This window comes from Palleronia sp. (assembly GCF_042089775.1).
Taxonomy (GTDB): Bacteria; Pseudomonadota; Alphaproteobacteria; order Rhodobacterales; family Rhodobacteraceae; genus Palleronia.
The window spans coordinates 26315-39527 of the sequence record NZ_JBELKF010000016.1 but is presented as its reverse complement, the minus strand read 5'-3'; the positions used below and the strand labels follow the sequence as shown (position 1 = coordinate 39527).

General features: G+C 68.3%; 16 protein-coding genes. 10 read left to right on the top strand and 6 right to left on the bottom strand.

Going from position 1 to position 13213, the window contains the following annotated elements; genetic code table 11:
• Both ACFDS3_RS06475 and puuE read right to left on the bottom strand, forming a co-directional pair.
• Positions 1-474: an ureidoglycolate lyase gene (locus ACFDS3_RS06475; RefSeq protein WP_375261528.1), complete on the bottom strand. Its 474-nt coding sequence runs from the start codon at positions 472-474 to the stop codon at positions 1-3.
• Entirely contained in the window at positions 471-1868 is a 1398-nt protein-coding gene (gene puuE, locus ACFDS3_RS06470) for an allantoinase PuuE (protein ID WP_375261527.1), read from the bottom strand. The genes ACFDS3_RS06475 and puuE overlap by 4 nt, the downstream gene beginning before the upstream one ends.
• Positions 1869-1992: 124 nt before the next feature.
• Between puuE and uraH the strand changes: the two genes are divergently transcribed.
• On the top strand, positions 1993-2343 hold the full coding sequence (gene uraH, locus ACFDS3_RS06465) for a hydroxyisourate hydrolase (protein ID WP_375261526.1): 351 nt from the start codon (positions 1993-1995) through the stop codon (positions 2341-2343).
• Here the strand turns inward: uraH and ACFDS3_RS06460 are convergent.
• The 4 genes from ACFDS3_RS06460 to ACFDS3_RS06445 form a co-directional block, all read right to left on the bottom strand.
• Positions 2328-3176, bottom strand: a complete 849-nt coding sequence (locus ACFDS3_RS06460) for an ATP-binding protein (RefSeq protein WP_375261525.1) — start codon at positions 3174-3176, stop codon at positions 2328-2330. The genes uraH and ACFDS3_RS06460 overlap by 16 nt on opposite strands.
• A gap of 105 nt (positions 3177-3281) precedes the next feature.
• On the bottom strand, positions 3282-4202 hold the full coding sequence (gene tatC / locus ACFDS3_RS06455; RefSeq protein WP_375261524.1) for a twin-arginine translocase subunit TatC: 921 nt from the start codon (positions 4200-4202) through the stop codon (positions 3282-3284).
• On the bottom strand, positions 4199-4693 hold the full coding sequence (gene tatB, locus ACFDS3_RS06450) for a Sec-independent protein translocase protein TatB (RefSeq protein ID WP_375261523.1): 495 nt from the start codon (positions 4691-4693) through the stop codon (positions 4199-4201). The genes tatC and tatB overlap by 4 nt, the downstream gene beginning before the upstream one ends.
• Before the next feature lie 33 nt (positions 4694-4726).
• Positions 4727-4999 carry a twin-arginine translocase TatA/TatE family subunit gene (locus ACFDS3_RS06445; RefSeq protein WP_375261522.1) on the bottom strand — a complete coding sequence of 91 codons (273 nt, stop codon included), beginning with the start codon at positions 4997-4999 and terminating at the stop codon, positions 4727-4729.
• 226 nt (positions 5000-5225) lie between these two features.
• On the opposite strand from ACFDS3_RS06445, the gene ACFDS3_RS06440 reads away from it, so the two are divergent.
• The 9 genes from ACFDS3_RS06440 to ACFDS3_RS06400 all read left to right on the top strand — a co-directional run bounded on the left by ACFDS3_RS06440 (position 5226) and on the right by ACFDS3_RS06400 (position 13195).
• Positions 5226-6110 (top strand): aldo/keto reductase family oxidoreductase, encoded by an 885-nt coding sequence (locus ACFDS3_RS06440; RefSeq protein ID WP_375261521.1) that lies wholly within the window; start codon positions 5226-5228, stop codon positions 6108-6110.
• On the top strand, positions 6107-6589 hold the full coding sequence (locus ACFDS3_RS06435) for a flavin reductase family protein (RefSeq protein ID WP_375261520.1): 483 nt from the start codon (positions 6107-6109) through the stop codon (positions 6587-6589). The genes ACFDS3_RS06440 and ACFDS3_RS06435 overlap by 4 nt, the downstream gene beginning before the upstream one ends.
• Before the next feature lie 116 nt (positions 6590-6705).
• Complete coding sequence (locus ACFDS3_RS06430; protein WP_375261519.1) at positions 6706-6855, top strand: hypothetical protein; 150 nt, start codon at positions 6706-6708, stop codon at positions 6853-6855.
• 707 nt (positions 6856-7562) lie between these two features.
• Positions 7563-8036, top strand: coding sequence for an NUDIX hydrolase (locus ACFDS3_RS06425; protein ID WP_375261518.1), 474 nt, complete (start codon positions 7563-7565; stop codon positions 8034-8036).
• 68 nt (positions 8037-8104) lie between these two features.
• On the top strand, positions 8105-8497 hold the full coding sequence (locus tag ACFDS3_RS06420) for a DUF1178 family protein (RefSeq protein ID WP_375261517.1): 393 nt from the start codon (positions 8105-8107) through the stop codon (positions 8495-8497).
• A 71-nt stretch (positions 8498-8568) separates the two neighbouring features.
• The gene (locus ACFDS3_RS06415; protein ID WP_375261516.1) at positions 8569-9234 is read left to right on the top strand and encodes an ABC transporter ATP-binding protein; all 666 of its coding nucleotides are present in this window, start codon (positions 8569-8571) and stop codon (positions 9232-9234) included.
• Entirely contained in the window at positions 9234-11606 is a 2373-nt protein-coding gene (locus ACFDS3_RS06410) for an FtsX-like permease family protein (protein WP_375261542.1), read from the top strand. The genes ACFDS3_RS06415 and ACFDS3_RS06410 overlap by 1 nt, the downstream gene beginning before the upstream one ends.
• Positions 11596-12645, top strand: a complete 1050-nt coding sequence (locus tag ACFDS3_RS06405; protein WP_375261515.1) for a lipocalin-like domain-containing protein — start codon at positions 11596-11598, stop codon at positions 12643-12645. The genes ACFDS3_RS06410 and ACFDS3_RS06405 overlap by 11 nt, the downstream gene beginning before the upstream one ends.
• Positions 12638-13195 (top strand): pyridoxamine 5'-phosphate oxidase family protein, encoded by a 558-nt coding sequence (locus ACFDS3_RS06400; RefSeq protein ID WP_375261514.1) that lies wholly within the window; start codon positions 12638-12640, stop codon positions 13193-13195. The genes ACFDS3_RS06405 and ACFDS3_RS06400 overlap by 8 nt, the downstream gene beginning before the upstream one ends.
• Positions 13196-13213 lie beyond the last annotated feature (18 nt).

The window sequence follows — 13213 nt, the reverse complement described above, 5'->3', positions numbered from 1 at the left end:
TCATCCGATCATCATGGGTGTTTCAAACCAGTGCTCTTCCAGATTGGCGTCTTCGCCGATCCGGTCGATCACCGCGAAAAGTCCGGGCGCGTGCAGGGGCGTCAGAACCCCGTGCCACGTCCCGCGGAGGAAGTTGATCGCCTGCCCCGGCGCCGTGACGAAGGCGTGGACAGGCCCCGGCGCGGCGCCGGCGCCCTCGGCCACGACCACCAGGAACGGGGCCTGCGTCATGGGGACGAAGGCCTGGCTGCCCTCGGGGTGCCGCTCGACCATGTCGAGCTGATAGGGCAGCGACCGCGGCACCGCGTGGAAGATTGAAACGCCGGCCCGCCCGTTCCCGAAATTCAGCCGTGCGCGGTCGTGGAAGCGGCCGCAGAGCCCCTGGTTAATCAGTCGGTCAGGCTCGCCCGTGGCCTCCAGAACATCACCGAAAGGCCGGAACGCCTCAGCCGTCAGGGGGCGCGGAGAGATCATCCCAGCATCGCCCCCAGCCGCAGACGCGCGATACGCTCGACCTGGCGGCAAGCCTCGGCGAACTCTGTCTCGCGATCGTTGTCGACACGCCGCTCGAAGGCGGACAGGATGCCCGCCTTGTCGTGGTCGCGCACCGCGATGATGAAGGGGAAGCCATGGGTGGCCGTGTAGCGCTCGTTCAGCTCGGTGAACCGCGCGCGTTCTTCATCGGTCAGCGCATCAAGGCCGGCGCTCGCCTGTTCCCCGGTCGACTCGGCCGTCAGACGTTTCGCTGCCGCCAGTTTTCCGGCAAGGTCCGGATGCGCGCGCAGCACCTCAAGCCGCTCGGTCTGCGCCGCTGCGCGGAAGGCACGGCACAAGGCGTTGTGAACCCCGGCAGCGCAGTCATGGGCGGGGCCAAGCTCCAGCGCATGGGCGCGTTCGGCAACCCAGGAGGAATGTTCGAAAACCCCGCCGAAGCGGTCGACGAAGGTGTCGCGGTCCATTTCGGAAGGACGCTCGCGCCGTTGATGGGGATGGGTCTTTGCCCAATGGCTGGCGATCTCGGCGCGGGTGGCGACCCAGACCCCGTCATGCCCGCGCACGTGATCGAGGAACCGCTTCAGCGCCGCGACCCGTCCCGGCCGTCCGGCAAGGCGGCAATGCAGGCCGACCGACATCATCCGCCCACCCTCGGCATAGAGCGTGTCGAACGAATCGATCAGATAGCGTTCCCACGAGGCCCCGTCGGGGTGACCCGCCTGAATCGCAAAGCGCATGTCGTTAGCGTCGAGCGTGTAGGGCAGGATCAGCTGGTCCCGCTCACCGATCTCGACCCAGTAGGGCAAGTCGTCGGCGTAGCTGTCCGAGACGTAGTCCATCAGCCCCGTCTCGCCCACCAGCCGCACCGTATTCATCGAGCAGCGCCCGGTATACCAGCCCTTTGGCGCCTCGCCCGTCACCTCGGCGTGCAGGCGGATGGCCTCGGCGATCTGGGCGCGCTCCTCGGCCTCGGGCATGTCCTTGTGCTCGACCCATTTCAGGCCATGGCTGGCTATTTCCCATCCAGCGCCCTGCATTGCCTCGACCTGCTCGGGACTGCGAGCCAGCGCGTCGGCCACGCCGTAAACCGTGACGACCGTTTCGGACAGCAGCCGGTGCAGCCGCCAGAAACCTGCCCGCGCGCCGTATTCATAGATCGACTCCATGTTCCAATGCCGCTGCCCGGGCCAAGGCGCGGCACCCGTGATCTCGGACAGGAAAGCTTCGGACGCCGCGTCGCCGTGAAGTATATTGTTTTCGCCGCCTTCTTCGTAGTTCAGGACGAGCGAAATCGCGATCCGCGCGCCGTTCGGCCAGAGCGCCTCGGGCGGGGTCGGGCCGTGGCCTCTCATGTCGCGGGGATATCTTTTCATGGCGGAGTCTCCTGTCGCGGCGCACCCTAGCCCCATCCTGGCGCCGGGGAAAAGGCCCGGTGCAAGGCTTGCCCCGACGGCCGCGTGCGCTCTACTGCGGGCGACATCATGGAAGGAGGCCCCCATGCCCGGATACCTGACGACCCACGTTCTGGACACCGCCCGCGGATGCCCCGCTTCCGGGCTTCAGATAACGCTGTTCCGCATCGGCCAGAGCCGGGCCGAGGTCGCGACGAGCGTGACCAACGCGGACGGCCGCACCGACGGACCGATCCTGCCCAAGGCTAAGTTCATCCCCGGCACCTACGAGCTGCTGTTCCACGCTGGCGATTACCTGCGCGCCACGGGGCAGGACCTTCCCAACCCGCTTTTCCTCGACGAGGTGCCGATCCGCTTCGGCATGGCGGCAGAAGATCACTACCACGTGCCCCTGCTGCTTTCACCTTTCGGCTATTCGACCTACCGCGGCAGCTGAACGCCCCGCCGCCCGGCCAGATCGGTAAAGAACTGCCACGCGACCCGGCCCGAGCGGCTGCCCCGCGTGGCCTGCCACTCGATCGCCTCGGCGCGCAGGGCAGCGTCGTCGATCTCGAGCCCGGCAGCGTCGCAATAGCCGCGGATCATGCAAAGGTAGTCGTCCTGGTCGCACGGGTGGAAGCCCAGCCACAGCCCGAACCGGTCGGATAGCGAGACCTTCTCTTCCACGGCCTCGGCCGCGTGGATCGCGCGGCCGGCCTCGTTCTCGATCATGTCGCGGGGCATCAGGTGCCGCCGGTTGGATGTTGCGTAGAAAAGCACGTTCTCCGGCCGCCCGGCGATCCCCCCATCCAGAACCGCCTTCAGCGACTTGTAGTGCTGGTCGTCATGGCTGAACGACAGGTCGTCGCAATAGAGCAGGAACCGCATGTCCGGCGCCGCCCGCAGCAGGTCCAGAAGCCGCACGACCGAGGGCAGATCCTCGCGCGACAGCTCCACGATCTTCAGCGGATGTTCTTTAGCAGCTTCGGCATGTACGGCCTTGACGAGAGACGATTTTCCCATCCCTCGCGCGCCCCAGAGCAGCGCGTTGTTTGCCGGTAGCCCCCGCGCGAACTGGCGCGTATTCTCGAGCAGGGTTCCCTTCGAGCGCTCGATCCCCACCAGGAGCGACAGGTCGACCCGATTCACACGCTCCACCGGGGTCAGCCGATCCGGCGCGGTCTGCCACAGGAACGCGTCCGCCAACGTCATGTCCGGCATCGGCGCCGGCGGCGGCGACATCCGCTCAAGCGCCTCGGCAATCCGCGTCAGCTCGGTCCCGTCACTCATCCCGCCATGCCCCCCTGTCAGCCGCTTCGCACTGCGTATGCCACGACGCAAAGACGGGCAAGGTTGCCCCTGCCCGTCCGTGTTTTCCGCTACAGTAATGGCCCGTCAGGGACGCTTGGTGTCGTCCTCGGGCTCTTCATCGGCAAGTTCTTCATCGTCGAAGTCGACGCCGCCAAGGTCGTCGAGATCCTCGTCCTCGCCCAGCACACCCTCGGCGCGCAGTTGCTCAACCCGCTTCTTCTCCACCCGGCGCACGAGGAAGATCGACACCTCGTAGAGGCCATAGACCACGACAAAGAGGATGATCTGCGTGATGACGTCAGGCGGCGTGACCAGCGCGGCGAGCACCAGAATGCCCACGACCGCGTATTTCCGCACGTCCGCCAGCCCGCGGGACGAGACGAGGCCCGCCTTTCCAAGCAGGGTCAACAGCACCGGCAGCTGGAAACACAGGCCGAAGGCGACGATGAACTTCATCGTCAGGTTCAGATATTCCTGAGCCGAGCCCTGGAATACCACCGACAGGGGCGCGCCGACCTCGGGCGTCACGGCCTCGCCCTCGGCCCCGAATTGCTGGAACCCCAGGAAGAAGTCGTAGGCCAGCGGCGTGACGACATAGAAGGCGAAGGCCGCGCCGATCACGAACATGAAGGGCGAGGCGACGAGGAAGGGCAGCATCGCCCCCTTCTCGGAGCGGTAGAGCCCCGGCGCCACGAAGCGCCACAGCTGGTAGGCGATCATCGGAAAGGACAGGAACAATCCGCCCAGAAGCGAGACCTTGACGGCGACGAAGAAGCCTTCCTGCGGCGAGATGAAGATCAGCTCGCAATCCTGCCCGCGCTGCGCCAGCTGCTGGCACAGGGGCTGGGTCAGGAAGTTGAAGATGGGCGTGGCGACGGTGAAGCAGATCACCATGCCGACGGTGAAGGCCAGGACGGCGCGGATCAGGCGCGTGCGCAGCTCTGCAAGGTGTTCGATCAGCGGGGCCGAACTGTCCTCGATCTCGTCACGGTCGGCTGCGCTCATGCGTTGTCGTCCTCGGGGGTGGTCAGCGGCGTGTCGGCCGCCGCGCCGGTATCCTTGACCGGCGCCTGTGCCTCGGCCGCCTCACGGTCGCGCCGGGCCTGCGCGCGATCACCCGCCGCCTGCTTGATCCGCTCGGCCTTCTCGCGGCGCTCCTCGCTGAGCGCCTGCGTCGCAGGGCCGCGCCCGGTGCTACCCTTCTTGGCGGGCTCCTTCATCGGGTCCCACTTCTCGAAGCTGTCGGCCGCCTCGTTCAGCTTGTCGAGGCCGAACTTTTTCGGATTCGAGTAGCCCTTGAGATCCTTGTGGATGTCGCGGACGCCCGACTCGTCGGCGGCGTCCTCCATGGCGCGCTGGAACTCGCGCGCCATGCCCCGCATCTTGCCGGTGAAGCGGCCGAGCGTGCGGAACATGCCCGGCAGGTCCTTCGGCCCCACCACGATCAACGCGACGATGCCGATGACCAGAAGCTCGGTCATCCCGATGTCGAACATGGGTGCGCGCCTCCCGGGGCGGTCAGGTCAGGATCAGCTGTTGCGGCTTTCGACCGTCTCGCGCTCGGCGGTGTTCGACGCGGGCGCGACGGACTCGTTCCGGGGCGACGGTGCGGCGAGTTCCTTGTTCGCCTCGGCGGTCTTGTCGTTCTCGTCTTCCTTCGAGCCTTCGCTCACGCCGCGCTTGAAGGCGGTGATGCCCTTGCCGACCTCGCCCATGAGGGACGAGATCTTGCCCCGGCCGAAGAGGACCAGCACCACGATCGCGATGAGCAGCAGGCCCGGCAGGCCGATGTTGTTGAGCATGGGTATCTCCCTAATCCCCCGGCTGTAACGGCCTCTATGTAGAGGATCGCCGGGGCGAGTTGAAGGACAATCCGATCACGTCTTGGGAGACGGTTCGAGCCGGACGAATTGTCGCGCCCGGGGCGCGCTGCTATGGCTCGCCCCGAACCGGCGGAGTTGACGGGTGGCGCGCCGCCCCATGTTTACGTCCTGCACCGCCACCGGAACCTTGGGGAGAGCGCCACCGATGGATCGCATCCGCCTGTCGCAGGACCTTTCGCTCAGCCGCATCGCCTATGGCATGTGGCGGCTGGCCGACGATGCCGATACCGCGCCCGGCCATGTCGAGGCCAAGATCGACGCTTGCCTCGACCAAGGCATCACCACGATGGACCAAGCCGACATCTATGGCGGCTATGCCGCCGAAGAGGTGCTGGGCCGCGCGCTGACCTCCTCCCTGCGCGATCGGATCGAGATCGTTACGAAATGCGGCATCGTCGCTCCGGTCGGACGGCACGCGGGGGCGCGGATCAAGCACTATGACACGTCGCGGGCCCATATCGAGGCGTCGGTGGACCACTCGCTGAGGCTGATGGGGATCGAGGCGATCGACCTTCTGCTGATCCACCGGCCCGACCCGTTCATGGACCCGGCCGAAACGGGCGGCACGCTCGACGCCCTCGTCCGCGCAGGGAAGGTCCGCGCCGTCGGCGTATCGAACTTCCGGCCCCACGACATGACCCTCCTGCAGTCGGCGATGGAGAGTCCCATTGTCACCAATCAGGTGGAGCTGAGCCTTGCCAACACCGCCCCCTTCACCAATGGCGACCTCGCCTTCCTGCAAGAGCGCAGGCTCCTGCCGATGGCCTGGTCGCCCCTGGGCGGCGGCCGCCTGATGACCGACGAGGGGTCGCTGCAGCAGGCGATGGACCGCGTTGCCGAGGCGACCGGCACCGACCGCGCCGCCGTTGCGGTTGCCTGGCTTCTGGCGCATCCGGCGGGGATCGTGCCGGTGGTCGGCACCAACAGCCTCGACCGGCTCGCCCGCGTCGGCGCAGCCGCACAGATCAAGCTGGACCGCGAGACGTGGTTCGAACTCTACACGCTGGCCCTGGGACACGAGGTAGCATGACGCTGGAACCCTTCACCGGACGCGAGCTTCGCGACGCCTTTTCGCGCTTTGCCACCGGCGTGACGGTGGTGACGACGCGCACGGCGAACGGGCCGCTCGGGATCACCGCGAACTCCTTCGCGTCGGTCTCGCTCGACCCGCCGCTGGTGCTGTGGCAGCCCGCCCGCTCTTCGGGTCGGTTTGCGCCCTTCACGAAGTGCGAGCGCTTCGCGATCCACGTCATGGGCGCCGGTCAGCACGCCATCTCGCAGCATTTCGTCCGCGAGGGCGAGATGCCCGGAGGCGTCGCCTGGTCCGAGGCCGAGGACCGCACGCCGCTTCTCGACGACTGCCTCGCCCGCTTCCACTGCGCGACCTACGCCGTCCACGACGCCGGGGACCACGCCATCGTCGTCGGCCGCGTCCTCGACGCCCAGCACCGCGAAGGCGAGCCGCTGGTCTTTGCGGGTGGACGCTATGGGGTGTTCGCGGCCCATTGATCGCGACCTGCGCCCCCGGGACCCCCAGCCTGTGCGCCAGCGCACGAAACAACCCTGTGGGCGCCGTGTTTCTCGGCTGATATGCGGGCGATCCGCCAAGACCGAGAGTACACAACATGACAAAGACACTCAGAACTGCGGCCCTTGCCACGATTATCGGGCTGGGGGCCGTCGCCGCCGGTGCCGGAATAAGGGACACCGTTCCGACCTTCGAAAGAACGCACGCCACCCCGGCCATGCAGGCCGCGCACCCGGATCTCTTCTGATCACACGGCTGTCCGCGCCCGCGCGGACAGAACGCCGAGCCGCTCGCACATCCCATCGCCGGTCGTCCCCTCGCGGGGGCCACCGACGAGGGTCGTGAACCACGCCTTGGGCGGGTCCACCACAGCCTGTGGTGGTCGAAGGCGAGCGCGCGCAGCACCGCCTCGGCCTCTGGCGGCAGGCGGTCCGGCATGTCCTCTCCAGCGAGTGTCTCCCAGATACCGGTCCAGAGCCGCCCCACCGACCACGGATTGCATACGCCGCCCAGGACAAGCAGGCGCGGCGCCAGCGCCCCCATGACTGCCCGGGCCGCGTTGTTCGACATCGAAAGGCGCGACGGGGGCCCTCGACGACCCCGCCCGTTGCGGCGCGGCCACACAATCCGCCGTGTGCCCCGCCGTGAGCGCGGCAGGCCTGACGCGGGGCGAAGTCAGAGAGCGCTCCAGCGGCAGCCAACCCAGAGCCCGGGCTAGGTCGATCACGGTCGATACGCGCGGAATGCGCAACGGATGCGACTGCCATAGCTCCACCCGCGGTAGATCTCGGACCCGATGAACCGGGCCGCCGGAGGCGCGGTGTGGCGTTGCGGCATGGGTGCGAAGTATTTTCGCCACCCCACCCCGTCAAGAACAGTTGCATTTGAAAGGGGTGGTCCTACGCTCGACGAAAAAACTCCGGCCTTCACGAACAAGGCAGCGAGGCGAGCACAATGGGACGAGGTTTCGAGACAGTCCGGCCCATCGACATGGCGGACCAGGGCAAGCGGGACATGCGTGCGCAATTCGCGGCCCTTCCATGGAGGCGCAACGACGGTCGGATCGAGGTCCTGCTCGTCACCACCCGCGATGGCGACCGCTGGGTCATTCCGAAGGGTTGGCCGATGGACGGCAAGACCCCCGCCGCCTGTGCCGCGACCGAGGCCTACGAGGAAGCCGGCGTGATCGGCGTCGCCTCCGAGCGCTGCGTGGGCGTCTTCACCTACCGAAAGCGCGCGAGCGAGGGCGGCCTGCCGGTGATCGCCGCGATCTTCCCGCTCGAGGTCACGCGGCTCCTGTCCGACTGGGACGAGCGAAAGTCGCGCCGGCGCAAGTGGGTCTCGCCGAAGAAGGCGGCGCGGCTGGTTTCAGACCCCGAACTCGCGCGGGTGCTGTCCGACCCGACGCTTTTGACCTTTCTGCGCTGATCCGACCGATTGCGCGACGGCAGGCCGTCGATTATGTGAAGTGCCTTGTTCAGTCACGGTTTTTGTCGATGATCCGATACGCCCTGAAATGCCGCGAGGCACATTCCTTCGACAGCTGGTTCCGATCGGCAGAGGCCTTCGACAGTCTGCGGGCGGCGGGGCAGCTTTCGTGCCCGGAATGCGGCGCGAGCGAGGTTCAAAAGGCGCCGATGGCACCCGGCGTTGCCACGCGGGACGACAGCAAGACCGAACACCCCCTCGCCCGGCTCCGGCGCGAGATAGAGGCCAAGGCCGACTACGTGGGCGACCGCTTCGCCAGGGAGGCCCGCGCCATCCACGACGGGAAGGCGCCCGAACGCCCGATCTGGGGCGAGGCCCGCCTGTCCGAGGCTCGTGCGCTGATCGAGGACGGCATTCCCGCCGCACCCCTGCCCTTCCTGCCGAAGTCAAAGGCGAACTGATCCGCGACCGGGGCAGCGCCTCTCGGTCGCACCCCCTGTCCCGACCGGCGCCTGCGGCCTAGGTTCCGCACATGAGCGTCCCCCTTCTTTCCGTGCGCGAACTGCACAAGTCGTTTGCCAGTGCGGACGGCCCCGTGCCGGTCCTGCGCGGCGTGTCCTTCGACCTCGCCGCTGGCCGGACGCTGGCCCTGACGGGCGAAAGCGGCTCGGGCAAGTCCACGCTGCTGCACGTGGTCGGCGGGCTGGACACCGCCGATAGGGGCACCGTCCGGCTGGGCGGGACGGAGGTGACCGCGCTCGACGACCGGGGGCGCGCGGCGCTCAGGCGGTCGCGCGTGTCCGTGGTGTTCCAGCAGTTCAACCTGATCCCCTCGCTCGACGTGCGGGCAAACCTTGCCTTCCAGGCCCGGCTCTCCGGGCGCCACGACACCGCCTGGAGCGAGACGCTGGCCGAGCGGCTGGGACTGACGGCGCAACTGTCGAAATACCCCGAACAACTGTCCGGGGGGCAGCAGCAGCGTGTCGCCATCGGCCGGACCCTTGCGGCGAGGCCCGAGCTGGTGCTGGCGGACGAGCCTACGGGGAACCTCGACGAGGAAACGGGGCGGCGGGTGGTCGAACTGATGCTCGAGCTGGTGGCCGAGACCGGCGCGGCGCTGCTCTGCGCGACCCACTCCACCGCGCTGGCCGACCGGATGGAGCAGCACCTGAGCCTTTCGCGCGGGGTTCTGGGGTGATCGGCGCCACGCTCGGCGCGCTCTTGTCCCACTGGTGGCGCCGGCCTTTCCAGCTGGTGACGCTGATGGTGGGGCTTGCCACCGCCACGGCGCTCTGGTCGGGGGTGCAGGCGATCAACGCCGAGGCCCGGGCCAGCTACGACCGCGCCGCCACCACGCTGGCCGCCGGCACCCGCCCGCGCCTCGTCACGGACGGCCCGATCCCGCAGGAGACCTTCGTCGCGTTGCGCCGCGCCGGCCATGACGTCAGCCCCGTGCTGGAGGATCGTGCGCAGGGGCTGCGGATCATCGGGATCGACCCCTTCACCCTGCCTCCCGCCGACCTGCCACAGGGCACGGGGGCGCAGAGCATCGGACCCGACTTCATCGCCGAACCCGGCCAGCTTCTCGTCGCGCCGGGAACGGATCTGCCCGAGGGCTTTCCACCCGCGGTCGAGACACCGGGCATCCCCGGTGGGACAGCCTATACCGATATCGGCACCGCCCAGCGCATTCTCGACCGTTCCGGCGAGCTGTCGGCCCTGATCATCGCGGGCGAGCCGTCGCTGGTCGCGCCGCCCCTGTCCGAACTCGTCCCGAACCTGCGCCGGACCGATGGCGCGGGTGGCGACGTATCGCGTCTGACCGAGAGCTTTCACCTGAACCTGACGGCCTTCGGCTTCCTGTCCTTCGCCGTGGGCCTCTTTATCGTGCGCGGCGCCATCGGACTCGCGTTCGAGCAGCGCCGGGGCGTGTTCCGTACACTGCGCGCACTCGGCCTGCCGCGGCGGACGCTGCTGGCGCTGCTGTCGGCCGAGCTTCTGATCCTGTCGCTGGTCGCCGGCGCGATCGGCATCGCTCTTGGCTATCTCGTCGCGTCGCTGTTGATCCCGGACGTCGCCGCTACGCTGCGCGGGCTCTACGGGGCCGAGGTCGCGGGAACCCTGTCGCTGCGACCTTCGTGGTGGCTGTCGGGCTTTGTCATCGCCACGCTCGGCACGGCCGTCGCGGCGGCGGCCTCCTTGTGGCGGACCGCGCAGATGCCGCTTTTGGCGCCAGCCAACCCGCGCGCCTGGTCTCGCGTCTCGGCACAGGCTCTGCGGCTTCAGACCGGTGGGGCGGCGGCTTTCTGGATTGTCGCGGGCGTCGCGTGGGCGGCATTCGACGGGCTCGCGGCGGGGTTCGTCCTGCTGGGTGCGCTGCTCCTCGGTGCGGCGCTGACATTGCCCCTGATCCTGCGGGCCGTCCTGCGCGGCGCCGCGCGCACCGCTCGTGGCCCGCGGGCCGAGTGGTTCTGGGCCGACTCCGTGCAACAGCTTCCCGGCCTGTCGCTGGCGCTGATGGCCCTTCTGCTGGCGCTCGCGGCGAATATCGGCGTCGGCACGATGGTCTCGTCCTTCCGGCTGACTTTCACGGGCTGGCTCGACCAGCGGCTTGCGGCCGAGTTGAACGTCCGCGCCGCCACCGAAGAGCAGGCCGAGGACATCGCCGCCTTCCTCGCCCCCCGCGTCGACGCGGTCCTGCCGATCCGCTCGACCGACACTCCCCTTGCCGGCGCACCCGGAGAGCTCACGGGCGTCGCCGATCACCCGACCTACAGCAAGACCTGGCCCCTGATTGCCCGCCAGCCCGACACATGGGAGCAGGTCAGCGCCGGCGAGGCCGCGCTGGTCAACGAACAACTCGCCCGCCGCAACGACCTCTGGCCCGGCGACGCCATCACGATCGCCGGGCACGAGATTCCGATCGCCGGCGTCTACAGTGACTACGGAAATCCGCGCGGACAGGCGATGGTCGGGCTTAACCGCTTCGAGCGGCTGTTCCCCGAGGTGCCGACGCTGAACCTTGCCTTGCGGCTCGACCCTGCACGCGTCGACGAAGTGGCCGACGACCTGCGCGACCGGTTCGACCTGCCGCCGGGCAGCCTCAATGACCAGGCGTCGATCAAGCGAGCGTCGATCGAGGTGTTCGAGAGGACGTTTACCGTCACCGGCGCCTTGAACGTGCTGACGCTCGGGGTGGCCGGGCTGGCGATACTCACGTCGCTTCTGACAATTGCGAACATGCGCCTGCCGCAGCTCGCGCCGGTCTGGGCGCTGGGTTTCACGCGCCGCCGACTTGCCGTGCTGGACCTCGGGCGGGCGGTGATGCTGGCCGCGCTGACCTTCCTTCTGTCGCTGCCCGTGGGCCTCGTGCTCGCCTGGGTGCTGCTGTCGGTCATCAATGTCGAGGCGTTCGGCTGGAGGCTTTCGCTGCATCTCTTCCCGCTCGACTGGGTGAGGCTGTTCGTGCTGTCGCTGCTTGCAGCCGTGCTGGCCGCGCTGCTTCCTGCCCGCAAGCTGTCGCGCACGCCGCCGTCCGAGCTTCTGAAGGTCTTCGCCCATGAACGCTAGGATCACACGCCGCACCCTGATGCTGGCCGCCTTGCCCCGCCTCGCCCGCGCACAAGGCTTCGCCGGCCTGGGCATCGCGTCCGAAGGTTTCGCCACCCCCACCCCGGACCCCACCTTCCGCTTCCCCGCGGATCATGGACCCCACCCGCGCTTTCGGATCGAGTGGTGGTACGTCACCGCGAACCTGATCGGATCCGACGGCATCGATTACGGCATTCAGTGGACGCTGTTCCGATCCGCCCTCGCACCGCGGGACGGCAGCGGCTGGACCACGCCGCAAGCCTGGCTCGGCCATGCCGCGCTGACCACGCCCGACACTCACCGCGCGACCGAGCGCCTGGCCCGCGGTGGCATCGGCCAGGCCGGCGTCACCGCGGACCCGTTCGAGGCGTGGATTGACGAATGGCAAATGGCCGGCCCGTCCCTGACGGACGTGCGACTGACCGCAGCGGGGAGTGACTTCGCCTACGATCTGCGCCTTTCGACCGACAAGCCCTTCGTCCCCCAGGGTGCGGGCGGTTATTCGGTGAAGTCGGCCGAAGGGCAGGCCAGCTACTACTATTCGCAGCCTTTCTACAGGGCCGAGGGCACGCTGACCCTGCCCGAGGGCGACATTCCCGTGAAGGGGCGCGCATGGCTCGACCGGGAGTGGTCATCGGCACCGCTCGCCGAGACGCAGACGGGGTGGGACTGGTTCTCGCTGCACCTCGGCACCGGCGAAAAGCTGATGGCGTTCCGCCTGCGCGACCGGGACAACAGCGCCTATACCTCGGCCACCTGGATCGCACCCGACGGCACACCCACCCCCTACGGCGACGGCGCGCTGATGGCCGAACCGCTGGCCACCACACAAGTCGCGGGGCGCGAGGTGCCGACGCGCTGGCGGCTGCGCCTGCCTGACCGGGGCCTTGAGGTCGAGGTGGCGGCAGCGAACCCGATGGCATGGATGGACCTACTCTACGCGTATTGGGAGGGGCCGGTGCGTGTCTCGGGCTCGCATGACGGAATGGGTTACCTGGAGATGACGGGTTATGAGTGACTGGTTCGAAACGCTGGACGGCTTGCGCGACAGGACTTGGCAATTGTTGGGCGACGGTGCGGCCGACCCGGGAAGCGCGCTGCACACCGCGTCACTTGCGACCAAGGGCTTGGGCGGCGCGGCCGAAGCGCGGATGGTGGTGCTGCGCGGCGCGTCGGCATCCGAGGCGACACTCGAAGTCCATACCGACCGCGCAAGCCGCAAGGTAAGCGAGCTGGAGGCCGATCCGAAGGGGACGCTTCTGTTTTGGGACGCCTTGCACGCCTTGCAGATCCGTGCGCGGGTGGAGGTCGAGATCCTGACCGGCGCCGCGGTCGAGGATCGCTGGCAGAGCCTGTCCGATGAAGCGCGGAAGAACTACGGCGGCCATCCTCCGCCCTCGACCCCCGTGCCCGCGGCCGAGGACTACCGCGAGACGACCGAGCGCGATCGCTTTTGCGTGCTCATCGGCCACGTCACCTCGTTGGACGCGGTGCATCTGGGCCAATTGCACCGCCGCGCGCTGTTCGAGGCGAAGGACGGCTTTGCGGGGATGTGGCTGGCGCCCTGAGCCTGCCCCCGCTATCCC